The organism is Mesorhizobium tamadayense (genome assembly GCF_003863365.1).
Taxonomy (GTDB): Bacteria; Pseudomonadota; Alphaproteobacteria; order Rhizobiales; family Rhizobiaceae; genus Mesorhizobium; species Mesorhizobium tamadayense.
Genome location: NZ_RQXT01000055.1, coordinates 1 through 24,617, shown reverse-complemented (window position 1 = coordinate 24,617; position 24,617 = coordinate 1). Strand labels below are relative to the sequence as shown.

At 64.4% G+C, this 24,617-nt stretch carries 19 protein-coding genes; 12 read left to right on the top strand and 7 right to left on the bottom strand.

The window, feature by feature from the left end; genetic code table 11:
* Window positions 1-167 precede the first annotated feature (167 nt).
* Window positions 168-872, top strand: a complete 705-nt coding sequence (locus tag EH240_RS30460; RefSeq protein WP_125005536.1) for an antitoxin Xre/MbcA/ParS-like domain-containing protein — start codon at window positions 168-170, stop codon at window positions 870-872.
* A gap of 384 nt (window positions 873-1,256) precedes the next feature.
* Complete coding sequence (locus tag EH240_RS30455; RefSeq protein WP_125005534.1) at window positions 1,257-2,399, top strand: porin; 1,143 nt, start codon at window positions 1,257-1,259, stop codon at window positions 2,397-2,399.
* A gap of 76 nt (window positions 2,400-2,475) precedes the next feature.
* On the opposite strand, the gene EH240_RS30450 is transcribed toward EH240_RS30455, so the two are convergent.
* On the bottom strand, window positions 2,476-4,755 hold the full coding sequence (locus tag EH240_RS30450; RefSeq protein WP_125005532.1) for an NADP-dependent malic enzyme: 2,280 nt from the start codon (window positions 4,753-4,755) through the stop codon (window positions 2,476-2,478).
* A 243-nt stretch (window positions 4,756-4,998) separates the two neighbouring features.
* On the opposite strand from EH240_RS30450, the gene mutS reads away from it, so the two are divergent.
* The 3 genes from mutS to EH240_RS30435 all read left to right on the top strand — a co-directional run bounded on the left by mutS (window position 4,999) and on the right by EH240_RS30435 (window position 8,846).
* The gene (gene mutS / locus EH240_RS30445) at window positions 4,999-7,734 is read left to right on the top strand and encodes a DNA mismatch repair protein MutS (protein WP_125005530.1); all 2,736 of its coding nucleotides are present in this window, start codon (window positions 4,999-5,001) and stop codon (window positions 7,732-7,734) included.
* Between the two features lie 71 nt (window positions 7,735-7,805).
* On the top strand, window positions 7,806-8,270 hold the full coding sequence (locus EH240_RS30440) for a nuclear transport factor 2 family protein (protein WP_167484222.1): 465 nt from the start codon (window positions 7,806-7,808) through the stop codon (window positions 8,268-8,270).
* A 6-nt stretch (window positions 8,271-8,276) separates the two neighbouring features.
* Complete coding sequence (locus tag EH240_RS30435; protein ID WP_125005528.1) at window positions 8,277-8,846, top strand: TetR/AcrR family transcriptional regulator; 570 nt, start codon at window positions 8,277-8,279, stop codon at window positions 8,844-8,846.
* Here the strand turns inward: EH240_RS30435 and EH240_RS30430 are convergent.
* The 3 genes from EH240_RS30430 to EH240_RS30420 all read right to left on the bottom strand — a co-directional run bounded on the left by EH240_RS30430 (window position 8,843) and on the right by EH240_RS30420 (window position 12,738).
* The gene (locus tag EH240_RS30430) at window positions 8,843-9,688 is read right to left on the bottom strand and encodes an aldo/keto reductase (RefSeq protein ID WP_125005577.1); all 846 of its coding nucleotides are present in this window, start codon (window positions 9,686-9,688) and stop codon (window positions 8,843-8,845) included. The genes EH240_RS30435 and EH240_RS30430 overlap by 4 nt on opposite strands.
* 104 nt (window positions 9,689-9,792) lie before the next feature.
* Window positions 9,793-10,182: a CopM family metallochaperone gene (gene copM / locus EH240_RS30425; protein WP_125005526.1), complete on the bottom strand. Its 390-nt coding sequence runs from the start codon at window positions 10,180-10,182 to the stop codon at window positions 9,793-9,795.
* A 45-nt stretch (window positions 10,183-10,227) separates the two neighbouring features.
* Complete coding sequence (locus EH240_RS30420; protein ID WP_125005524.1) at window positions 10,228-12,738, bottom strand: heavy metal translocating P-type ATPase; 2,511 nt, start codon at window positions 12,736-12,738, stop codon at window positions 10,228-10,230.
* 188 nt (window positions 12,739-12,926) lie between these two features.
* On the opposite strand from EH240_RS30420, the gene EH240_RS30415 reads away from it, so the two are divergent.
* Both EH240_RS30415 and murJ read left to right on the top strand, forming a co-directional pair.
* Complete coding sequence (locus EH240_RS30415) at window positions 12,927-15,728, top strand: [protein-PII] uridylyltransferase (protein WP_125005522.1); 2,802 nt, start codon at window positions 12,927-12,929, stop codon at window positions 15,726-15,728.
* A 39-nt stretch (window positions 15,729-15,767) separates the two neighbouring features.
* Window positions 15,768-17,372 (top strand): murein biosynthesis integral membrane protein MurJ, encoded by a 1,605-nt coding sequence (gene murJ, locus EH240_RS30410; protein WP_125005520.1) that lies wholly within the window; start codon window positions 15,768-15,770, stop codon window positions 17,370-17,372.
* Here murJ and EH240_RS30405 read toward each other — a convergent pair.
* Window positions 17,347-17,751, bottom strand: coding sequence for a type II toxin-antitoxin system VapC family toxin (locus EH240_RS30405; protein WP_125005518.1), 405 nt, complete (start codon window positions 17,749-17,751; stop codon window positions 17,347-17,349). The genes murJ and EH240_RS30405 overlap by 26 nt on opposite strands.
* Window positions 17,751-17,996 carry a type II toxin-antitoxin system VapB family antitoxin gene (locus tag EH240_RS30400; protein ID WP_125005516.1) on the bottom strand — a complete coding sequence of 82 codons (246 nt, stop codon included), beginning with the start codon at window positions 17,994-17,996 and terminating at the stop codon, window positions 17,751-17,753. The genes EH240_RS30405 and EH240_RS30400 overlap by 1 nt, the downstream gene beginning before the upstream one ends.
* Window positions 17,997-18,249: 253 nt before the next feature.
* Here EH240_RS30400 and trpS point away from each other — a divergent pair, with 253 nt between their 5' ends.
* The 4 genes from trpS to EH240_RS30380 all read left to right on the top strand — a co-directional run bounded on the left by trpS (window position 18,250) and on the right by EH240_RS30380 (window position 23,115).
* Entirely contained in the window at window positions 18,250-19,317 is a 1,068-nt protein-coding gene (gene trpS / locus EH240_RS30395) for a tryptophan--tRNA ligase (RefSeq protein ID WP_125005514.1), read from the top strand.
* Between the two features lie 101 nt (window positions 19,318-19,418).
* Complete coding sequence (locus EH240_RS30390) at window positions 19,419-19,910, top strand: universal stress protein (RefSeq protein WP_125005512.1); 492 nt, start codon at window positions 19,419-19,421, stop codon at window positions 19,908-19,910.
* Between the two features lie 321 nt (window positions 19,911-20,231).
* Window positions 20,232-22,400 (top strand): amylo-alpha-1,6-glucosidase, encoded by a 2,169-nt coding sequence (locus EH240_RS30385; protein ID WP_167484221.1) that lies wholly within the window; start codon window positions 20,232-20,234, stop codon window positions 22,398-22,400.
* Between the two features lie 145 nt (window positions 22,401-22,545).
* Window positions 22,546-23,115: a NifU family protein gene (locus EH240_RS30380; protein ID WP_125005508.1), complete on the top strand. Its 570-nt coding sequence runs from the start codon at window positions 22,546-22,548 to the stop codon at window positions 23,113-23,115.
* Between the two features lie 165 nt (window positions 23,116-23,280).
* On the opposite strand, the gene EH240_RS30375 is transcribed toward EH240_RS30380, so the two are convergent.
* Complete coding sequence (locus tag EH240_RS30375; protein WP_125005506.1) at window positions 23,281-23,898, bottom strand: L,D-transpeptidase; 618 nt, start codon at window positions 23,896-23,898, stop codon at window positions 23,281-23,283.
* Between the two features lie 226 nt (window positions 23,899-24,124).
* Here EH240_RS30375 and cueR point away from each other — a divergent pair, with 226 nt between their 5' ends.
* On the top strand, window positions 24,125-24,538 hold the full coding sequence (gene cueR, locus EH240_RS30370) for a Cu(I)-responsive transcriptional regulator (protein WP_125005504.1): 414 nt from the start codon (window positions 24,125-24,127) through the stop codon (window positions 24,536-24,538).
* The last annotated feature ends 79 nt before the right edge of the window (window positions 24,539-24,617 follow it).

The following is a 24,617-nucleotide window of genomic DNA, read 5'->3' as shown; positions in this document are numbered from 1 at the left end:
TCCGCGACTGAAATTTCGCGACGCCCGCAGCAGTTGGGGGTGTCAAAAATGCAAGACAGCAACCTTCACGGTCGCTGGGTCTGTCGCCGTTGCGATTGCCGCTTTCGGCTGTAGCCGTTTAACAACCGGCCGCAGCTTGGGCGGAGCGCGGCGCGCAAGACAGATGCATGACCAGATTTCAGAATCCGCCTGAAGGAATTTCGCAAGAGGCCTTGGCCGGCCTGGTGGCCGAGGCGGTGCGACAGGCTTTGATGCAGCATGGCGTCCTGCTGGACGCGGGGGCCCTGGCTTCCGCCGGCGCGATCGCCGGCAGCGTTGCCGCCGCGTTTCCCTATCTGCCGCAGGCGCAGCGGCTTGCGATCACCGCCTTCAAAGGCGGCTGGACCGAGCTGACGTCCGAGTTTTTCCGCGCGATGGCGGAAAAGATCGCGCGCGCCGGCCAAGCAGGTGCTGACAGCGTGGACGAAAGCACGACAATCGGGCCTGCCAAGCCTGCCTCCCGGCCCTTGGCCGAGCGAGCCTCCGAGCTCCAGTCGATGCTCATCGAGGATTGGGCCGGCGAGGTTGCCGGGTCGACCTATCTGGAAGAAAGGTACCGCATACCGCGCTCGACGCTGCATCGCTGGCAAAGGCGCGGCGAGGTTGTCGCGCTGCGCAAGGGCGGTCGCAAGCACGTCTTCCCGCTCGCCCAGTTCGTCGACGGCAGGCCGGCTCCGGGAATAAGCGATGTGTTGGCGGCGATCACCAATCCGAGGCTGGCCTGGTTCTGGCTGACCCGCCCCTCCCCCGAACTGGAGGGACGCATCCCCATCGAAATGCTGCGCGAGGACATGATCGAGGATGTGGTTCGCGTCGCGCGCGCCTTGTCCTGACCCCGATTTCCCGACGTGCCTTCGCGCCCTCTGGCGCACTTTGTTCAAAACATTAGCCGGTTATCTTTCCGTCATATAAATGTAATATTGGCACATTTGGCAACAACTATCAGCTAAAATGTCCGTGTAGAATGTGTATATTGTACAATATGTGCCATTCTTTCAAATATGTGACGTGATATTTGCGCAACAAGACTTCCATAAGATTCCAATAGCCGCTTTTCAGATACAATCTCTGTTGTGCACGACCGCCAGTTAGGCCATGTCGAGAGCGAAGAAGCGGCGCCGGTGCGCGACTTTTTCTACGATGGGGACAGGGGGGCGGCGGAGCCTACGGGGCGATGCACAGACCTGTCTTGAACCTTTGACTGGAGATTCAAGAAAATGAACATCAAGAGCCTTCTTCTCGGCTCCGCTGCGGCGCTGATCGCAGTTTCGGGCGCCCGCGCCGCCGACGCGGTCACCGTGGCCGAGCCGGAACCGGCCGAATACGTCAAGATCTGCGACGTCTACGGCGCCGGCTATTTCTACATCCCCGGTACCGAGACCTGCCTGCGCATCGGCGGTTATGTCCGCTATGACATTGGTATGGGCGACGTCGGCTCGTTCGACGGGGCGAAGTCCTTCGACCACCGGGACGGTGACCAGCAGGACACATGGAAGAAGAACGCCCGCTTCACCTTCAAGACCTGGACCGGCCAGGAAACAGAACTCGGCACCTTGAAGACCTACACCGAAATGCGCTTCAACTTCGGCAACAGCAACGGCTATGGCACCGTCGTCTCCGGCAATCCCGCCGTCGACAAGGGCGTCTCGGTGAAATTCGCCTGGATTCAGCTCGGCGGTCTCCGCGTCGGTAAGGACGAATCGGCTTTCGACACCTTCATCGGCTACGCCGGCAGCGTGATCCAGGACACGATCGTCCCCTACGGCGACTTTGACACCAATGTCGTCCAGTACTACTTCGATGCAGGCAACGGCTTCTCGGCCGTGGTCTCGCTCGAAGAAGGCTCAGGCGTTGTCGGTACGATCGACAGCTATGTCCCGCATGTCGTCGGCGGCGTGAAGTACACGCAGGGCTGGGGCGCCATCACCGGCGTCGTCGCTTACGACAGCAACTACGAAGAAGTGGCCGGCAAGGTACGCCTGGACATCAAGCCGATGGACGACCTGTCGCTGTTCATCATGGGCGGCTACGGCTCCGATGACAACCTCAACGACGACGCGGGCAATGTCATCGACGCACATGGTCGCGGCTTCTACAAGCAGTGGAGCGGCAACTGGGCCGTCTGGGGCGGCGGTACCTACACCATCAACGAGAAGACCTCGTTCAACGCCCAGCTCTCCTATGACGAAGGCAAGAATTTCGGCGTTGCCGCGAACATCGCCTATGAGATCGTCAAGGGTCTCAAGATCACCGCCGAAGTCGACTACCTGCATCTCGGCGAAGACACCGTCACCAACTTCACCAAAGCCGACAAGGAAAACAGCATCGGCGGTATCCTGCGCTTCCAGCGTTCGTTCTGATCGATCTTACGATCCCGAAAGAAAGGCCCGCAGCACGTCGCTGCGGGCCTTTTTATTGAAACCACAAGCTCGCTCGTCAATTCCCCGCCGTATAGGCCGCGATCGCCGCCATGTTGACGATGTCTGAATCCTTGGCGTTGAGCGAGACGATCTGGACGGGCTTGTTCAAACCGACCAGCAGCGGGCCGATGACGGTCGAGCCGCCGAGTTCCTGCAGCATCTTGGTCGAGATCGAGGCCGAGTGGAACGCCGGCATCACCAGCACGTTGGCCGGGCCGGTGAGCCGGATGAACGGGTACTGCGCCATGGCGCGGGGGTTCAGCGCGACGTCGGCGGCCATCTCGCCGTCATATTCGAAATCGACGCGGCGCCTGTCGAGGATGCGCACCGCCTCCTGTATGCGTTCGGAACGCTCGCCGTGCGGATGGCCGAAGGTGGAATAGGCGAGCATCGCCAGCCTCGGCTCGTAGCCCATGCGGCGGGCGAAGCCGGCCGCTTCCTCGGCGATATCGGCGATCTGCTCGGCGTTCGGCATGTCGTGCACTGCGGTGTCGGCGACCAGCACGGTTCGGCCACGAGCCAGCACGATCGAGACGCCGATGACGCGGTGGCCCGGCTTGGCGTCGATGATGCGGCGCACGTCGTCGAGCGCGGTGGAATAGTTGCGGGTCACGCCGGTGACGATGCCGTCGGCATCGCCCAGCGCCACCATGCAGGCGGCGAAATGGTTGCGGTCGTTGTTGATCAGGCGCTGGCAGTCGCGGAACAGGAAACCCTTTCGCTGCATGCGCTCGTAGAGATAGTCGGTGTAGATGCCGTTGCGGCGCGACAGCCTGGCGTTGATGATCTCGAGACCCTGCTTGTTGAGATCGATGCCGGCGTTGCGGGCATTCTCCTTGATGACGTCGTCGCGGCCGAGAAGGATCGCCGTGCCCAGCTTCTGGTTCACATAGGAGACGGCCGCGCGCATCACCTGCTCCTCCTCGCCCTCGGCGAAGACGACGCGCTTGGGCTGGCGGCGGACGCGGTCGTAGATGCGCTGCAGCGTGGAGGCGATCGGGTCGCGGCGGGCGGACAGCTCGTGCGCGTAGCGGTCGAGGTCGAGGATCGGCTTGCGGGCGACACCGGACTCCATCGCAGCCTTCGCCACCGCCAGAGGGATGGCCGAGATCAGGCGCGGATCGAACGGCACGGGAATGATGTAGTTGGGGCCGAATTTCGGCCGGTTGCCCTGATAGGCTGCCGCGACATCGTCGGGCACGTCCTGCCGCGCCAGCTCGGCCAGCGCCCGTGCGGCGGCGATCTTCATCTCTTCATTGATGGTGGTGGCCCGGACATCCAGCGCGCCGCGGAAGATGTAGGGGAAGCCCAAAACGTTGTTGACCTGGTTCGGGTAGTCCGAACGGCCGGTGGCCATGATGGCGTCGGTGCGGATATCGCCCACTTCCTCTGGCGTGATCTCCGGGTCGGGATTGGCCATGGCGAAGATGATCGGGTCCTTCGCCATCGATTGCACCATGGCGGGGGTCAGCGTGCCCTTGGCGGAAAGGCCGAGGAAGATGTCGGCGCCGTCCAGCGCCTCGGCCAGGCTGCGCGCTTCGGTCTTGACCGCATGCGCCGACTTCCACTGGTTCATGCCTTCGGTGCGGCCCTGGAAGACCACGCCCTTGGTGTCGCACAGGATGATGTTTTCCGGCGAAAAACCCATCGCCTTCATCAATTCGATGCAGGCTATGCCGGCCGCGCCCGCGCCGTTGCAGACCATCTTCGTGGTCTTCATGTCGCGGCCGGTGATCTCCAGCGCGTTAATCAGCCCGGCGGCCGAGATGATGGCGGTGCCGTGCTGATCGTCGTGGAAGACGGGAATATCCATCAGCTCGCGCAGGCGCTGCTCGATGATGAAGCATTCCGGCGCCTTGATGTCCTCGAGGTTGATGCCGCCGAAGGAAGGCCCGAGGAAGCGCACGCAGTTGATGAACTCGTCGGCATCCTCGGTCGCCACTTCGAGATCGATGGAATCGACATCGGCGAAGCGCTTGAACAGCACCGCCTTGCCTTCCATCACTGGCTTGGAGGCGAGCGCGCCGAGATTGCCGAGGCCGAGGATGGCGGTGCCGTTAGAGATGACGGCGACCATGTTGCCGCGCGTCGTATAGTCGAAGGCGCGGCTCGGGTCCTCCGCGATGGCGAGCACCGGAACGGCGACGCCCGGCGAATAGGCGAGGCTGAGATCGCGCTGCGTGGCCATCGGCTTGGTGGCGACGATCTCCAGCTTGCCGGGCCGGCCCTGAGCGTGGAATTCCAGCGCCTCCTGCGCGCTGACGGAGGGCCCGCTGCTTTCGGTTTTCCTGGCCATGATGCTTTTGATTTCCTCGCCTGTGCGGCACCGCTTGGGACGGGTGCTTGCTTATGGTTCTCACGGATTAAGGCTACACGCGGCCGCTGTAAACCGACAAGCCGGGCAAAGCTGCTTCAAGGTGGGAGACCCAGGCAATGCGGCGAGCTGATTGGCAGCGAGCCGGCAGCACGGCTCACGCTTTCCCCTGCTTTTCGAGCGTGCGGCATTAAACGGCGCTGTCACATCTGCTAGCGTTCCGGCATGAACATGCACATGCCGACTGACCCCGACCAGGAAGCGACCACGCCGGCGCCCGCTATGGGCGGCGTCACGCCGATGATGGAGCAGTATATCGAGATCAAGGCGGCGAACCCGGATTCGCTGCTGTTCTACCGCATGGGCGATTTCTACGAGCTGTTCTTCGACGACGCCGAAAAGGCAAGCCGGGCGCTCGGCATCGTGCTCACTCGGCGCGGCAAGCACCAGGGCCACGACATTCCGATGTGCGGCGTGCCGGTGCACGCGGCGGACGACTATCTGCAGAAATTGATCGCGCAAGGCTTTCGCGTTGCGGTCTGCGAACAGATCGAGGATCCGGCGGAAGCCAAGAAGCGCGGCTCGAAATCGGTGGTGCGGCGCGACGTGGTGCGGCTGGTCACGCCCGGCACCATCACCGAGGACAAGCTGCTCGCGCCCTCGGAATCGAGCTTCCTGATGGCGCTGGGGCGGGTGAAGGGCGGCAACGCAGCCAGCCAAGGCAGTTTCGCTCTTGCCTGGATCGACATCTCGACCGGCGCGTTCCGCGTAGCTGAAACCACGGCCGAGCGGCTGCTTGCCGACATCTTCCGCGTCGACCCGCGCGAGCTGATCGTCGCCGAACCGGTGTTCCACGACCCGGAATTGCGGCAGGTCTTCGATGTGCTTGGCCGGGTCGCCAGCCCGCAGCCGCCGTCGCTGTTCGATTCGGCGTCGGCCACCGGCCGCATCGCCCGCTTCTTCGAGGTGGCGACGCCTGACAGTTTCGGCACGTTCTCGCGCGCCGAGCTGTCTGCGATCTCGGGCGCCATCGCCTATGTCGAGAAGACGCAGAAGGCCGAGCGGCCGCCGCTGTCGCGGCCCGAGCGCGAGGAGAGCGGCTCGACGCTGTTCATCGACCCGGCGACGCGCGCCAACCTGGAACTGTTGCGCACGCTGTCCGGCAGCCGCGACGGCTCGCTGTTCAAGGCGATCGACCGCACGGTGACCGGCGGCGGAGCGAGATTGCTCGCCGACCGGCTGATGGCGCCGCTGACCGACCCGGCGGCGATTGCCGCAAGGCTGGATTCGGTCTCGTTCTTCCGCGCCGAGACGCGGCTTTGCCAAGGGCTTCGGACAAGCCTGAAAAGCGTCGCGGACATGCCGCGAGCGCTGTCCAGGCTGGCGCTCAACCGTGGCGGCCCGCGCGACCTCGGCGCGCTGCGCGCCGGCTTCGAGGCGGCGGGCGCGATCGCCGCGCTGTTCGCGGCGACGACCCTGCCCGCCGAGCTCGCCGCTGCGCTCGCGGCGATCCATGCCTTGCCCGAGGCGCTCGCCCGCCATCTCAGCGAGGCGCTCGACGACGAGTTGCCGCTGATCAAGCGCGATGGCGGCTTCGTGCGCAGCGGCTATCATGCCGAGCTCGACGAGATGCGGGCATTGCGCGACGAGTCGCGAAAAGTGATCGCCGGGCTGGAGCGCTCGCTGGTCGAGGAGACCGGCATCCGCTCGCTGAAGATCCGGCACAACAATGTGCTGGGCTACTATATCGAGGTGACGGCCAACCATCACTCGATCATGACCGGCGGCGACGCAGCGAAGGCGCGCTTCATCCACCGCCAGACCATGGCCAACGCCATGCGCTTCACCACGACGGAGCTGGCGGAGCTGGAATCGAAGATCGCCAATGCCGCCGACCGTGCGCTCAGCATCGAGCTTGCAGCGTTCGACCGGCTGACGGCGGAAGTGGTGAGCGAGGCCGACAGCATCCGCGCCGGCGCCGACGCGCTCGCCGTGCTCGACGTGTCGTCGGCGCTGGCGCTGCTTTCCGAAAGCGAGGGCTGGTGCCGGCCGCTGATCGATGCCAGCCTCGCCTTCGATATTGCCGGCGGGCGTCATCCGGTCGTCGAACAGGCTCTGCGGCGTTCCGGCGAAGGCCCCTTCGTCGCCAATGATTGCAACCTCTCGCCGGAAGGCGACGCCAAGGCCGGCGCCATCTGGCTGCTGACCGGTCCGAACATGGGCGGCAAGTCGACTTTCCTGCGGCAGAACGCGCTGATCGCCATCCTTGCCCAGACCGGCTCCTTCGTGCCGGCTGAAAGCGCCCATATCGGCGTCGTCGACCGGCTGTTCTCGCGTGTCGGCGCCTCGGACGATCTGGCGCGCGGCCGCTCGACCTTCATGGTCGAGATGGTCGAGACGGCGACGATCCTCAACCAGGCGGGCGAGCGCGCGCTCGTCATTCTCGACGAGATCGGCCGCGGCACCGCGACCTTCGACGGCCTGTCGATCGCGTGGGCGGCGGTCGAGTATCTGTATGAGAAGAACCGCTGCCGGGCAATCTTCGCCACGCATTTCCACGAAATGACGGCGCTGGCCGGCAAGCTGTCGCGGCTCTCCAACGTCACCATGCGGGTCAAGGAATGGGAAGGCGACGTCGTCTTCCTGCACGAGGTCGGCAAGGGTGCGGCCGACCGCTCCTACGGCGTTCAGGTGGCGCGGCTCGCCGGCTTGCCGGAAGCGGTGGTGGCGCGTGCCAAGGAAGTGCTGCACCAGTTGGAAGAAGGCGAGGTCTCGGGCAAGACCAACCGGCTGGTCGACGACCTGCCGCTGTTTTCCGTGGCCGTGAAGCGGGAGGCGCCGAAGCCGGCAAAGAACGACGCGCTGGGCGCAGCGCTCGGCGCCATCAATCCCGACGAGATGACGCCAAGGGAAGCGCTGGAGGCGCTGTATAGGCTGAAGGGGATGGCGACTAAACAATAACGTCCTGGCTCACAGTTGACTCATTGTACCGTCCGGTACAATATCCGGTCGATGATCGACAGGAGATCCGAATGAGCCGTCCGCCATTGCCGCCTTTCACGGCGGAAACAGCAGCGCAGAAGGTAAGGCTCGCCGAGGATGCCTGGAACAGCCGCGATCCGGAGCGGGTCTCGCTTGCCTATACCGAGGACAGCGTCTGGCGGAACCGGGCCGAGTTTATTTCCGGACGCGACGACATTGTCGCCTTCCTAACACGCAAATGGGCACGCGAGCTCGACTATCGCCTGATCAAGGAAGTCTGGACGTGGAACGACAACCGCATCGCCGTGCGCTTCGCCTATGAATGGCACGACGACAGCGGTCACTGGTTTCGCTCCTACGGCAATGAGAATTGGGAATTCGACGAAGCCGGCCTGATGCGGCGGCGCGTGGCGAGCATCAACGACCTGCCGATCGCCGAGAGCGAGCGAAAATACCACTGGCCGCTCGGCCGCCGGCCGGACGACCATCCTGGCCTGTCGGCGTTGGGACTCTAGAAGCGCATGCGGCGCATCGCGCCCGAGCGCGATCAATTGCTGGCGATTGTGGCCGAGGTTTTTCGCGAGCATGGCTATGAGGGCGCAAGCCTGACCTTGATCGGCGAGGCTACGGGACTTGGCAAGGGAAGTCTCTACCATTTCTTTCCCGGCGGAAAGGAAGAGATGGCTCGAGCCGTCATCGACAACATCGACGGCTGGTTCGAGGAGAATGTCTTTGCGCCCTTGCGCGACAGCGCCGATCCAGGGGCAGGGATCGAACAGATGCTCGGAGCGACCGACAGCTACTTCCGCTCAGGGCGGCGGGTTTGCCTCGTCGGCGCCTTCGCGCTGGATGAATCCCGCGATCTCTTCGCCGGTCAGATCAGAGATTATTTCGGCCGCTGGGTCACGCACCTTGCCGACGCGCTGGTCCGGTCCGGGCATGGACTGGCCGAGGCGACCGAGCTTGCCGAGGAAACCATCGCTGCCATCCAGGGCGCGCTCACGCTTGCCAGGGCATCCGACGACACTGGTGTGTTTTCGCGCGCGCTGCGAAGGACTCGAACACGCTTGGGGATTCCGCCGAGCGATTAAATCATCTCCAATCCGCGCTTGCGCGTCGGCGGCGGGAAGGCGCGGTCGAGGTCTGCGAAGTCTTCCGCCGTCAGAGCGATGTCGAGCGCGGCGGCATTCTGGCGGACATGTTCCTGCCGGCTGGCCTTCGGGATGGCGATGACGCCCGGCTGCGCCATCACCCAGGCAAGGGCGATCTGCGCGGAGGTCGCGTTGTGACGGGCGGCGACGGCATCAAGCCTGGCGTTGCGCGCCAGCGCGCCCTGCTCGACAGGCGAATAGGCCATCAGCGGGATACCGCGCTTCAGGCTCCAGGGCGCGAGGTCGAATTCCGGGCCGCGCCGCGAGAGATTGTAGAGGATCTGATTGGTTTGGACGTTGCCGCCTGAAGGCAGGCCGACCAGTTCCTCCATCTCGTCGGTGTCGAAATTGCTGACGCCCCAGTGGCGGATCTTGCCGGCATTCTTCAAGGCCTCGAAGGCTTCGACGGTTTCAGCCAAGGGCACGGTGCCCGGCCAGTGCAGCAGATAGAGATCGATGCGGTCGGTGGCGAGCCGTTTTAGGCTGTTCTCGCAGGCCCGCTTGACGCCGGCCTGCGAGGCGTTGGTCGGCAGCACCTTGGAAACCAGGAAGGTCTCGTCGCGGCGCCCGGTAATGGCTTCCGCCACCACTTCCTCGGCGCCGCCGCCGGCATACATCTCCGCCGTGTCGATCAGCGTGATGCCGAGGTCCAGTCCAAGCCTCAGCGCCGCGACCTCATCGGCGCGGCGGCCGCGATCCTCACCCGTCTTCCAGGTGCCTTGACCCAGCACCAGAACGGCTTCGCCGGACGGCAGAGTGGTGGTTCTGATTTCAGAAGACATGGGCTTGGAAGACATGGGGCTTGCTCCGCGTGGAGCACGATCGCAGCACAGCCATTTCAGGAAATCCAGAAAGTCCTTGGCCTTCGTCCAGATTGCGCTGGCGATTATTTCACCGGATGCTTGGCAAGCCAGTCCTGCATCTCAGCGATCTCGGCTTCCTGCGCCTTGACGACGTTCTCGGCGAGCTTGCGGATTTCCGGGTCCTTGCCATTAGCGATCACCACCTTGGCCATATCGATCGCACCCTGGTGGTGCGGGATCATGCCGCGGACGAAGTCGACATCGGCATTGCCGGTGTAGTTGACCATCATGTCCTTGTGCATCTTGTCCATGGCCGCCTTGTAGCCAACGGTGGCGGGGCTGTCCGCGCCCATCGCCATGCCGGACATGTCATGCTTCATCTCCTCGGACTGCGCCGGAACGCTTTCGAGGAACACCGCCAGCAGCATTCCCGTCGCCATCAGCAGCAACACAATCTTCTTGGCCAAGGTCATCCAATATCCTCCTGTCGAACGGAATGTCGTATTTGGGAGCTTCGGTCAGAGTTTCAACGTCCTCAGCCGCAATGCGTTGCCGATGACCGAGACCGACGACAGGCTCATCGCCGCCGCCGCAATCATCGGCGAAAGCAACGTGCCGGTGAGCGGATAGAGCACGCCGGCGGCGACCGGCACGCCGAGCACGTTGTAAAGGAAAGCGAAGAACAGGTTCTGGCGGATGTTGCGGATCGTCGCCTGGGCGAGCGTGCGAGCCCTGACGATGCCGTTGAGGTCGCCCTTGACCAGAGTGATGCCCGCACTTTCGACCGCGACATCGGCGCCGGTGCCCATGGCGATGCCGACATCGGCGCCGGCCAGCGCCGGCGCGTCGTTGATGCCGTCGCCGGCCATGGCGACGCCGGCACCCTTCGCTCGCAGTTCCTCGACCAGCGTGCTCTTCTGTTCAGGCAGCAGGCCGGCACGGACCTCGTCGATGCCGAGCCTGCCGGCGATCGCTTTGGCGGTGCGCTCGTTGTCGCCGGTCGCCATGATGATCCGCAGACCCTTGTCGTGCAGCGCCTTGATCGCTTCGGCTGTGGTTGCCTTGACGGGATCGGCGACGGCGACGAGGCCGGCGAGCTTGCCGCCGACCGCAACGAACATCGCCGTCTTGCCTTCGGCCTGAAGCGTCTCCGCCTTGGCGGAAACCGGTGCGGTGTCGACGCCAAGGTCGGCCATCATCGCCGCATTGCCGAGCGCGACCTTCTTGCCGGACACCGTTCCGGCAACGCCCTTGCCGGTGGCCGCCTCAAAGTTCTCGGCATCGGCAAGCTTGACGCCGCGTTCGGCGGCGCCCTCGACGATCGCCTCGGCCAATGGGTGCTCCGACCCTTTTTCAAGCGCGGCGGCGAGCGCCAGCAATTCATTCTCCTCGATGCCCTCGGCGGCGACGACATCGGTCAGCCGCGGCCTGCCTTCGGTCAAGGTGCCGGTCTTGTCGACGATCAGCGTGTCGACGGAAGCGAAGCGCTCAAGGGCGGCGGCTTCCTTGATCAGCACGCCGGCATGCGCGCCGCGCCCGGTCGCGGTCATGATCGACATCGGCGTCGCAAGCCCCAGCGCGCAGGGGCAAGCGATGATCAGCACGGACACCGCCGACACGATGGCGAATGCCAGGCTGGGCTCGGGGCCGAAAGCCGCCCAGGCAATGAAGGCAATGACGGCCACCAGCACGACGGCGGGAACGAAATAGAAGGAGACGCGGTCGGCCAGCCCCTGGATCGGGGCGCGCGAACGCTGCGCCTTGGCGACCAGCTCGACGATGCGCGAGAGGGTGGTCTCGGCACCGACCTTTTCGGCGCGCATGATCAGCGAACCGTTCTTGTTCAGCGTGCCGCCGGTAAGATTGTCGCCTTCCGTCTTTTCGACGGGGAGCGGTTCGCCGGTGATCATGGATTCGTCGATCGACGAGCGACCTTCCAGCACGATGCCGTCGACCGGGACTGCGTCACCGGGGCGGATGCGAAGCCGGTCTCCGGTCTTGACGCTGTCGAGCGGCACGTCCTTCTCGGAGCCATCGGCGCCGATCAGGCGCGCCGTCTTCGGCGCAAGGTCGAGCAGGGCGCGGATGGCGGACCCCGTGCGCTCGCGGGCTCTGAGTTCCAGCACCTGGCCGAGGAACACCAGCGCGACGATAACCGCGGCCGCCTCGAAATAAACCGGCACGGTGCCGTCATGGCCGCGAAACTGATGCGGGAAGACATCCGGAAACAGCGTCGCGACAAGGCTGAACAGATAGGCGGCGCCGACGCCCAGCGAGATCAGCGTCCACATATTGGGGCTGCGGTTGAGCACCGAGTCCCAGCCGCGATGGAAGAACGGAAACGCCGCCCACAGCACCACCGGGCTCGCCAGCGCCAGCTCTGCCCATGTCTTCGTGCGGCCGTCGATGAAGCTTTCGAGGCTCAGGCCCAGCATCGGCGCCATGGCGATGACGAGAAGCGGCAGCGAGAGCGCGGCGCTGACCCAGAGGCGGCGCGTGAAATCGACGAGCTCGGGGTTCGGGCCCTCGTCGGCGGAAGGCACGCCCATCGGCTCCAGCGCCATGCCACAGATCGGGCAGGAGCCGGGCTTGTCGCGAATAATCTCGGGATGCATCGGGCAGGTGTATTGCGTGCCCTTCGGCATCGGCTCCGATTCGGGCCGGCCGGCGAGATATTTTGCCGGCTCGGCTTCGAACTTGCCTTGGCAGCCGGCCGAACAGAAATAGAAGCCCTGTCCTTCGTGGCGGATGAAATGTTTCGCGCTCGCGCGGTCGACATTCATGCCGCAGACGGGATCGGTGGCCGTCAGGTAGGTTTCCGGCCCAGCCTGGAACTTCGTCAGGCAGCGGTCACTGCAGAAATGAAAGGTCCGGCCGCCATGCTCGGCCGTCGGCTTGCCGGCGGCCGGATCGACCGTCATGCCGCAGACCGGATCGCGAATCACTGCTTCGGCAGCCGGCGCGGCATTCTTTGCGGAACAGCAGGATGCGCCGTGTCCATGATGGTGGCTATGGTCCGAATTGCTCATGATCAAATGCCTCGAAATTCTCGAATTGAGGCGGAGGTAGTCCTTCCAGTAACTGGAAGGTCAAGGGGCAGTTCCTATTTTTGGAGATTTTGGCCGTCCGTCCGTAAATCGCGCTCTCGGCACGCCTATGAAGGCGTTCGTCCGCCCCCATACACAGCGCCGCGAAAACACGCTATAGACGCCGCCGCATGGCCAAGATCTCCTTGAAACTCGACGAAATCATCGACGGCGACGCCTTGCGCCGCGACATGACGGCGCTGACGGCGGCGAGCGCCGGCGACGGCTCGAGCAAGGCCACGCGCACGGCCGTCCTCCAGCTGCTCAAGGGCAGGCTTGGCGAGGGGCGAAAGATCGCCGAGGCCATGCTGAAGGAGGATGGCGGCGGCAATGCCTGCGCCGAGCGGCTGTCGCATCTGATGGACGAGCTGATCCGGGCGCTTTACGATTTCGCCGCCACCCATGTCTACCGGGTCAAGAACCGCTCCGCGGCCGAGCGCATGGCGGTCGTGGCGGTGGGCGGCTATGGCAGGGGCACATTGGCGCCCGGCTCCGACATCGACCTGTTGTTCCTGCTTCCCTACAAGCAGACGCCGTGGGGCGAGCAGATCGTCGAATACATGCTCTACATGCTGTGGGACATGGGGCTGAAGGTCGGCCATGCCACCCGCAACATCGAAGAGTGTCTCAGGCTCTCGCGCACAGACATCACCATCCGCACCTCGATCCTGGAGGCGCGCTTCCTGTGGGGCGAACGCAAGCTCTATGACGAATTGCTGACCCGCTTCGACCACGAGGTGGTGCGCACCACCGGACCCGAATATGTCCAGGCCAAGCTCGCCGAACGCGACGAGCGCCATGCCAAGGCGGGCGAAAGCCGTTACCTTGTCGAGCCCAACGTCAAGGACGGCAAAGGCGGCCTGCGCGACCTGCAGACGCTGTTCTGGATCGGCAAGTACTTCTACCGCGTCCGCACCGGCGAGGAGCTGGTCGAGAAAGGCGTCTTCACCGACGCCGAATATCGCGAATTCCAGAAGACCGAGGATTTCCTGTGGGCGGTGCGCTGCCACATGCACTTCCTCACCGGCAAGGCGGAGGAGCGGCTGCATTTCGACATCCAGCGCGAGATCGCCGAGCGGCTGGGCTACACCACGCATCCCGGCCTGTCGGCGGTCGAACGCTTCATGAAGCACTACTTCCTGGTCGCCAAGGATGTCGGCGATCTCACCCGCATCTTCTGCGCGGCGCTCGAGGAAGAGCAAGCCAAGCATGTGCCCGGCTTCAACCGCATCTTCCTCACCTTCTCGCGGCGCAAGCGCAAGCTTGCCGGCACGTCTGACTTCATCGTCGACAACCATCGCATCAACATTGCCGACGACAGCGTGTTCGAGCGCGATCCGGTCAACCTGCTCAGGCTTTTCTGGTTCGCCGACAAGCATGGGCTGGAGTTCCATCCCGATGCGCTGAAGCTGCTCACCCGCTCGCTCGGCCTGGTCAACAAGTCGCTGCGGCGCGACAAGGAGGCCAACCGGCTCTTCCTCGACATCCTGACGTCGGACCGCAACGCCGAGCTGAACCTCAGGCGCATGAACGAGGCGGGACTGCTCGGCAGGCTGATCCCCGACTTCGGCAAGATCGTCGCCATGATGCAGTTCTCGATGTACCACCATTATACGGTGGACGAGCATCTCATCCGCTGCATCGGCGTCTTGGCCGAGATCGAGCGCGGCGACGGCCAGAAAGTGCATCCGCTGGCGCACTCGCTGATGCCGGGGCTGAAGAAAAGCCGCGAGGCGCTCTACGTCGCTGTGCTGTTGCACGACATCGCTAAGGGGCGGCCGGAGGATCATTCGGAAGCCGGCGCCAGGATCGCGAGGCGCATCTGCCCGCATATGGGGCTATCGGCCGCCGACACCGAGACCGTGGCCTGGCTGGTCGAGAACCATCTCGTCATGTCGATGACGGCGCAGACGCGCGACCTCAACGACCGCAAGACGATCGAGGACTTTGCCTCGATCGTGCAGTCGGTCGAGCGGCTGAAGCTGCTGCTGATCCTCACCGTCTGCGACATCAGGGGCGTCGGGCCCGGTGTGTGGAACGGCTGGAAAGGGCAGTTGTTGCGCACGCTCTATTTCGAGACCGAGCTGCTGCTCACCGGCGGCTTCTCGGAAGTCTCGCGCGCCGAGCGCACGGCGGCGGCGCGCGAGCGGCTGGCCGAGGCGTTGGCCTCCTGGCCGGCGAAAGAGCGCAAGCGCTATGTCGCCCAGCACTACGAGAACTATCTGCTCACCGTCGACCTGCCCGACCAGCTGCGCCATGCCGAATTCATCCGCGAGGCGGACGCGGCCGGCAAGAAGCTCGCCACCATGGTCAAGACGCATGAGTTCGAGGCGGTGACGGAGATCACGGTGCTGGCGCAGGACCATCCGCGCCTGCTCTCGGTGATTGCCGGCGCGTGCGCTGGGGCCGGCGGCAACATCGTCGACGCGCAGATCTTCACCACGTCGGACGGGCGGGCGCTGGACACCATCCTGATCAGCAGGGAATTCGACCGCGACGAGGACGAACGGCGGCGGGCCGAACGCGTCGGCCGGCTGATCGAGGACGTGCTGTCCGGCAAGAGCTGGCTGCCCGAGATGATCGAGAAGCGCACCAAGCCGAAGCGCGGCGCCAAGGCCTTCCGCATTCCGCCGCGCGCCGAGATCCGCAACACGCTGTCGAACCGTTTTTCCGTGATCGAGATCGAGGGGTTGGACCGGCCCGGCCTGCTCTCCGAGATTACCGGCGCGCTGTCGGACCTTTCGCTCGATATCGCCTCGGCCCACATCACCACTTTCGGCGAGAAGGTGATCGACACTTTCTATGTCACCGACCTCACCGGCCAGAAGATCGACAGCCCGACCCGCACCGCCACCATCCACAAGCGGCTGATCGACACGCTGGAAGGCAACGCGCCCGAACGCAACGGCAAGGCCAAGGCGGCGGCCGAGTGACATCCATTTGACGCAATTGCGCAGGCAGTCATCCCAAGCATGAGCCTTGTCAAGAAATTCGCCACCGTCGCCTCCGGCACGCTGATGAGCCGCGCGCTGGGTTTCGGCCGTGAGATGCTGATGGCGGCGGCGCTGGGCACCGGGCCGGTCGCCGACGCCTTCAACGCCGCCTTCCAGTTCCCCAACACCTTCCGCCGGCTGTTCGCCGAGGGCGCCTTCAACGCCGCCTTCGTGCCGCTGTTCGCCAAGGAGATCGAGACGCACGGCACCGATGGCGCCAAGCGCTTTTCGGAGGAAGTGTTCGGCGTGCTGTTCTCGGCGCTGCTGGCGCTCACCATCGCCATGGAACTGGCGATGCCGCTGATCGTGCGCTACCTGGTGGCGCCGGGCTTCGCCGGCATTCCGGGCAAGTTCGAGACCACCGTCCGGCTCGCGACGATCATGTTCCCGTATCTGATCTGCATGTCGCTCGGCGCCATGATGGCGGGCATGCTGAACTCGCTGCGCCGTTATTTCGCGGCGGCAATCGCACCCGCCTTCCTCAACATCATCCTGATCAGCGTGCTTGGCTATGCCTGGTACCGCGGAGCGGACGCACATGATGTCGGCTTCGGGCTCTCCTGGGGCGTGCTGGCGGCGGGTATCGTGCAGCTCGCCATCGTCTGGGTGGCGGTGCGCCATGCCGGTATCTCGATCGGCTTCCGCCGTCCGAAGATGACGCCGAACGTCAAGCGGCTGCTGATCCTGGCGCTGCCGGCGGCGATCACCGGCGGCATCACGCAGATCAACCAGCTGATCGGCACGGCGATCGCTTCGGCGCAGAACAGCGCCGTGTCGTCGCTCGCCTATGCCGACCGTATCTACCAGCTGCCGCTCGGAGTCGTCGGCGTGGCGGTGGCGATCGTGCTGTTGCCGGAACTGTCGCGGGCGCTGAAATCGGGCAATCTGATCGAGGCCGCCAACCTGCAGAACCGCTCGGTCGAGTTCACGCTGTTCATGACCTTGCCGGCGGCGGCGGCGCTGTGGGTGATGTCGGAACCGATCGTGCGGCTGGTCTATGAGCGCGGCGCGTTTGCCGCCAACCATTCGACGCCGATCGTCGCCTCGATCCTGGCGATCTTCGGCCTCGGCCTGCCCGCCTTCGTGCTGATCAAGGCCTTCACGCCCGGCTATTTCGCGCGCGAGGACACGCGCACGCCGATGATCTTCGCCGCCATCTCGGTCGGCGTGAACGTCGCCACGGCGCTTACCCTGTTCCCCTCGATGGGTGCACCGGGCATCGCTGTCGCTTCAGCGGTTGCCGGCTGGGTCAACGCGCTGATGCTGCTCGGCATGCTGATCCGGCGCGGCCACTGGGGCCGCGACATACCGCTCTTGAAACGCATTCCCCGGCTGGTGCTGTCGGCGGTGGTGATGGCCGTCGCGCTTTACTTCGCCGAGTACTACCTCGCCGCAAGGCTTGGACCCGGCTCGCCGTTGGTGGTCAAGACGGCGACACTGCTCGCGCTCGTCGGCGGCGGTGCGGCGCTCTACTTCATCACCGCTTTCGGCACCGGCGGCGCCGATTTCGCCATGCTCCGGAGGAACGTCAAGCGCGGTTCGAAGGCGGCGCCACCTGTTACGGAGCAGTCTCCAGATCCGTGAACCTGAATTCGTCGGCCGTGGAGAGCATCGGAACGGCGTAGTAGCGCGCGCAAGCGTAGTGGAAACAGTCCGCCATGTTCAGACGGATCGCGTTGTTGCGAAACCGCGATGCGGCCTCGATGGATAGCGATGCTGCTTCGGGCGCGGGCGGAAGCTCGCGCAAGGCAATTGCCCGCTCTTCGAGAAAGCGGCTCACGATCTCTGCGCTCCTCGCAACCGGTATGGCCAGCTTTTCCGGTCGCGCGAGCGCCATTGCGGCTTCCCATACGACGATCGCCGAAGTGAACGGAGCCGAAGCATCCATAACCGCCCTCGCACAGCGCTCGGCCTCGGCCTCATTACTCAGCATCGCTACTATGGCGGCGGCGTCGACGAACATTATTCGTCGCCGGAAAGCTCGTCATAGACCGAGCGCGGCAACGGGTTGCGCGCCCGTTCGCTGAGCTTGATCCCGTATTCAGCGCGCAGCCTTGCTGCCGTTTCCAGCGGCGTCTCGCGATTGCGGCGCCGCTCCAAGGCTTCGCGCATGGCGATCACAATAGCCTCGGTGATGCCAACGCCTTCGACCTTGGCGAAGGCGCGCGTCAGAGTGTCCGCTTCTTTGTTGCTGATGTTGATGGTCATCGCGGCTGCCCACATTCAACTATGTAGCTCATTTAATGTAGCAAGCTACAAAGGGAAATCAACACGTAGCGACGCCGACCTCGCCTTGCCTCACCCGCGCTCCAGAGCCAGCCTTGCCCCGAACAGGACGAGCAGGCCGCCGGCGCCCTCAATCGGCTGGCCTCTTGATCCCGCAATCGCCTTCGTCCATAAGCGCGCCGTCGCAAGACTTTCGCCGCGCGCGAAACGGCCCTCCACAAGCCACGAGGAACCTATGTCAGCCTTCAAGCCACTCGTCTTTTCGGGCGTCCAGCCGACCGGCAATCTGCATCTCGGCAATTATCTCGGCGCCATCAAGAAATTCGTCGCCCTCCAGGAACAGTCCGACTGCATCTATTGCGTCGTCGACCTGCATTCGCTGACGGCGCAACTCGTGCATCAGGATCTCGGCGACCAGACGCGCTCGATCACCGCAGCGTTCCTCGCCTCCGGCATCGACCCCAAGAAGCACATCGTCTTCAACCAGTCGCGGGTCAAGCAGCACGCCGAGCTTGCGTGGATCCTCAACTGCGTGGCGCGCATCGGCTGGATGTACCGGATGACGCAGTTCAAGGACAAAGCCGGCAAGGACCGAGAGAACGCCTCGCTCGGCCTGCTCGCCTATCCGAGCCTGATGGCCGCCGACATCCTGCTCTACCGCGCCACCCATGTGCCGGTGGGCGAGGACCAGAAACAGCACCTGGAACTCACCCGCGACATCGCGCAGAAGTTCAACAACGACTTCTCCGAGAAGATCGCGGCGCTCGGTGTCGGCGTCGAGATGCAGATCGGCGAGGAGACGGTGAACGGCTATTTCCCGATCACCGAACCGGTGATCGGCGGGCCTGCGGCGCGCATCATGAGCCTGCGCGACGGCTCGAAGAAGATGTCGAAGTCCGACCCGTCGGACCTGTCGCGCATCAACCTGACGGACGATGCCGACACCATCTCGAAGAAGATCCGCAAAGCCAAGACCGATCCGGAGGCCTTGCCGAGCGAAGTCGACGGGCTGGGAAACCGGCCGGAAGCCGAAAACCTGGTCGGCATCTATGCCGGCCTCGCCGAAATCTCGAAAGCCGATGTGCTCAAGGAATATGGCGGCCAGCAGTTCTCCGTATTCAAGCCGGCGCTTGCCGACCTTGCCGTGGAGAAGCTTGCCCCGATCGCCTCGGAAATGCGCCGCATCGAGGGCGACCGCGCCTATGTCGATGCCGTGCTCAGGGACGGCGGCGACCGCGCCCGCGCGATCGCCGAAGGCACGATGAAGACGGTGCGCGACATCATCGGCCTGCTGCAGGACTGACCGCGCGATCGCACTAACTTCCGTCGCCATGCCGGCCGGCGGCTTGCCGCCGGTTCGTGGCGGTGGCAGATTGCGGCCGAATTGATACCGAGCAGATACACATGGTTTCCAAACGCCTCAGCCGTGAAGCCGGCCATCGCCGCAAGTTCCTGGCCATCATCGATGACACGCCGGAATGCGAGCGCGCCGTCGCCTACGCGTCCAAGCGGGCGCAAAGCACCAGCGGCGTGCTGGTGCTGCTCTATGTGATCGAGCCGGACGATTTCCAGCATTGGCTGGGCGTCGAGAAGATCATGCGCGAGGAAGCGAACGCCACCGCGCGCGCGGCGCTCGACACCTACGCCAACAAGGTGCGCCAGAAGCTCGGCATCGAGCCGGAGCTGGTGGTGCGCGAAGGCAAGCCGACCGAAGAGATCCACAAGCTGATCGAGGAAGACCAGGACATCGCCATCCTGGTGCTGGCGGCCGGCGCCGGCAAGGAAGGTCCGGGGCCGCTAGTGAGCGCCGTGGCCGGCCGGGGCGCCGCCTTCCCCATCCCGGTCACGGTGGTGCCGCAGAACCTCTCCGACGAGGAAATCGAGAGCCTGGCCTGACCGGCCAAGGCCTCCGCGAAAACCGGCAGGCGCATCGCGCGGACGGCGCCTCTGGGTTATTTCGGCGTAACCGTTCAACCACAGCCTGCGATATCCCCTTGGCCCGCGCTTGCGGTGCGCCATTTGGAATCGTCACGGGAGGCGACAGTTCCAAACGGAGCGCTGATGGCCGAATCAAACCGGGAGACGAACCGGAATAGCACGTCGAGGCCGCAACACAGAGCGGCCGAACCCGCCGCGACGCCACCCCGCCCGCAGTGTGCACGAACCCAGCAGGAAGCCCGGCAGCCGCCCCCTGCGCAGCGAGGACGCAGGCACCGCGTGCTCGCCAAGCGCCATCCGGCCATGGTCGACAGCATCGCGGGCGCGGTAACCGTCAAGAGCCTCGATCTCTACTACGTCGTCGCCTCCGACGCGCAGATCCCTTTGAAAGGCGAGCACGGCTTTGGGCTTTATTTCCACGACTGCCGCTTCCTCGGCGGCTATCGGATGGCGCTGGCCGGCGTGGCGCCGATCGTGCTGGCCTCGACCGCGCAAAAAGGCTACGCGGCGCTTTTTGAACTGACCAATCCCGACCTGCATTTCGAGCGGGAAGAACCGATCCCCAAGGATGAGCTCGGCATCCGCTGGGAGCGCATCCTGGATGCGGGGCAAACATGCGTGCGGGAGGTCCTGACCATCCAGAATTTCGGTCACAGGGCGCATGGCTTTCCGCTGACCTTGCAATTCCGTGCCGGATTCGAGGACATCTTCGATGTGCGCGGGTTGGTACGGCAGGACCTCGGCAGGGCCGAGCGGCCCGCCTGGCGGGACGGCAGGCTGCATTTTGTCTATCACGGCGCCGACCGGCTGCGCCGGACAGCGACGATCGCCTTCTCGCCTCAACCCGATGCCACGCACGAGACCACGGCCGAGTTCCGGATCAATGTGCCGGCAGGCGAAGCGCGGACCATAGCGGTCACTATAGAGTTGAGGGAAGTTTCCGAAGAGGCCGAAGCCGATCATTTGAACCAGCGGCCGGTAATCATCCTCAATAACCTCGCGGAGAACCTCCAGGCAGGCTCGCAAGAATGGCTGGAGCGGCACGCGAAGTTCGACAGCGACAGCCTGCTGCTCAACGGCATCATGGACCGCTCGCTGCGCGATCTCGCGATGCTCAGATCCGATTGGGCCAACAGGGAGTATTTTGCCGCCGGCGTACCGTGGTTCGTCGCCCTTTTCGGGCGCGATAGCCTGATCGTCGCGCTTGAGATGCTCGCCTTTCAGCCGGAGATCGCCGCCCAGACGCTGCGCCTTCTCGCCGGCTACCAGGGCCGTCACGTGGACCGATGGCGGGAGGAGCAGCCCGGAAAGATCCCGCACGAGTTTCGCGTCGGCGAACTCGCCCGCGCGGGCGATGTCCCGCATGCCAGGTTCTACGGCACGGTGGACGCGACCCCGCTCTTCCTGCTGCTTCTGGGCCGCCATGCGGCGTGGACAGGCGATCTCGGGCTCTTTCGCGAGCTGCGGGAGCCTGTGGAAAGAGCCCTGGGCTGGATTGCCAGGGCCGGAGACAGGCACGGCGAGGGCTATCTCAAATATCGGAGCACATCGGAGAGCGGCCTCATCAATCAGGGCTGGAAGGACTCGGCCGATGCGATCGTCAGGGCCGACGGCAGCCTCGCCAAGCCGCCGATCGCGCTCGTCGAGGTGCAAGGTTATGTCTTTGCCGCCAAGCACGCCATCGCCGAGCTCTACGAGCGCACGGGGGACCGCAATCGCGCCAAGCAGCTTCGCGGCGAAGCCGAAAGGCTTCGGACACGGTTCAACCGCGATTTCTGGTGCGAGGACCGGGGCGCCTTCGCCCTCGCGCTCGAAGCGCGGGGCCGGCAGGTCGCGGTCGTTTCCTCAAATCCCGGACACGCGTTGTGGACCGGTATCGCGGACCGGGACAAGGGCCGCCGGTCCGTGCAGCGGCTGATGCAGGACGACATGTTCAGCGGCTGGGGCGTGCGCACGCTTTCGGCCGCGGAGCGGCGCTACAATCCCGTCGGATACCATCTCGGTACCGTCTGGCCGCACGACAATGCGTTGCTGGCGGCCGGTTTCCGGCGATATGGCGAGGACGACGCGGCGCTGCGGATCTTCACCGCCATCGCCGAGGCGGCGATGCACTTCCGCCACCATCGGCTGCCCGAAGCGATGGCGGGCTTTCCGCGCAAGGATTTCCAGGTGCCGGTACACTATCCCGTGGCCTGCCACCCGCAAGCCTGGGCGGCCGGAGCGGTACCTTTCCTGGTGACAACTTGCCTCGGCCTGGAGCCAGATGCTTTCGCAGGCAAGCTTCGGATCGTGCGGCCGCGGCTGCCCGATCTCGTCACCCGCATCGCGCTTCACGGGCTGCGGGTCGGGGAGGCAAGCGCCGATCTCGAATTCAGGCGGACGGCCGACGGGGTCGAGGTGAACATCCAGCAGACGAGTGGACAACTCAGCGTGGAAGTCGGAGGATAGACCTGCCGCGGCCGGAGCGCTTTGCCAGGGCAAAAGATTCCGCCAGCCAGCCGTTCGGGCGACGCGTTTCGCTTGAATGTCCAGCCGATAGAGCCTATTTAGAATTATTCCAAACTATCGGCCCGGGAAGGGCCTGGAGATACCCATGTTCATCCAGACCGAATCGACGCCGAACCCGGCGACGTTGAAGTTCCTGCCCGGCAAGGAAGTGCTGCGCGAAGGCACCGCCGATTTCCGCGACGCCGAAGGCGCCGCACAGGCTTCGCCGCTGGCCGGCCGGCTGTTCGAGATTCCGGGCGTCACCGGCGTCTTCTTCGGCTACGACTTCATCACCGTGACCAAGGACGGTCCCGACTGGCAGCACCTGAAGCCGGCGATACTCGGCGCGATCATGGAGCACTTCATGTCCGGCGCGCCGGTCATGGCGTCGGCCAACCCCGCCACCGAGACCAGCCAGACCGGCGAGTTCTACGACAAGGCCGACGAGGAGTTGGTGCTGACCATCAAGGAACTGCTCGACACCAGGGTGCGCCCGGCGGTCGCGCAGGACGGCGGCGACATCACCTTCCGCGGCTTCGAGAACGGCACCGTGTTCCTGCACATGAAGGGCGCCTGTGCCGGCTGCCCGTCTTCGACGGCGACGTTGAAGCACGGCATCCAGAACCTGCTTCGTCACTTCGTTCCGGAAGTTCAACAGGTCGAACAAGTGGCCTGATAATCTAATCCGCTGACCGCTTGGCGCGGTTTCGGCGGAGCGAATTCTCCAACGCACCTGAGACAACAAAAAACCGGGCCCCAACAGCCCGGTTTTCTGTCTGTGGACGTCTTGTTGTTGCCTAGACGGTCCGCGCACGAAAGCTTTTGGCCGCGGCCGCCGTGATCACATCACGACGACCTTGGCGCCGACCGAGGTGCGGTCGTAGAGATCGATAATGTCCTGGTTCATCAGTCGGATGCAGCCCGACGACATGGCCTTGCCGATCGAGAACCACTCCGGGCTGCCATGCAGGCGGTAGCCCATGTCGCCGCCCTTGTTGAAGAGATACATGGCACGCGCGCCGAGCGGGTTCTTCAGGCCGGGCTCCATGCCGCCGGCAAATTTGGCGAGCTCGGGCTGGCGCTTGATCATTGGCGCCGGCGGCGTCCAGGTCGGCCATTCGCGCTTCAGCGCGATATGGGCGGACCCGTGCCACTCGAAGCCTTCGCGGCCGACACCGATGCCGTAGCGGATCGCCCGGCCGTCACCCTCGACGAAGTAGAGGAATTTGTTCTGGGTATCGACGATGATGGTGCCCGGCTTTTCCGAAGTATCGTAGTTCACTTCCTGGCGGTGATACCTGGCGGGAACCTTCTCGATCGGGATGCGCGGCAGCTGATAGCCGGCATCGGTCATCGCGCCATAGTTGTTGGTGAAGAGTTGCCCGCCGATCGTGCTGCAGCCGCTGACGACGGTCGAGAGCGCAAGAGCGGCGAGGATTGCAAGTGACTTCCAGCGCATGGATAGGTTCGACGCCCCGCCTCAATATCAGCGGCACGAGTCGGCCGCTTTCTCGCCATCATTCATGCTGGCATTTCTTTTGCTTGCCAAGCGCGCACTGCCTATATGCAAGACCTTCCCTGCTGGTAAGTGCCGAACTGCGGCATTTCGGCAACAGGGCTCACAGGATTATGAAGCAAAATCAACGGGGCAGCTGGAATAGCCGCCAGAGATCGGGGAGAGCGCCATGAATGTCGGTGATGCCGCCGAGCGTTCCGGCCTGCCGGCCAAGACCATCCGCTATTATGAAGAGATCGGCCTGATCCGGCCGGCCCGAGCCGATAACGGCTACCGCGACTACTCGCGCGACGACGTCCACCGGCTGGCTTTCCTGCGCCGGGCGCGCAACCTCGGCTTTTCAATCGACGATTGCAGGCAGCTGATGGCGCTCTATCAAGACCGCGACCGCGCCAGTCACGACGTGCGCGAAATCGCCAGCGCCCATGTCAGGGCGATCGAGGAGAAGGTGCGCGAATTGCAGTCGATGCGCGCGACGCTGCAGAAGCTGATCCACGCCTGCCATGGCGATGACAGGCCGGACTGCCCGATTTTGGATGACATGGCGGGGGCGGCGGAAGGCAATAGGGCTTTGCGCGCGTAAACCGGCAACAAGCGCCTCCAGAAAACTGGTGCCAGGAAGGCGGAGGGCCGCGCTGTTCGCCTGCTACGTGTTTGAGTTA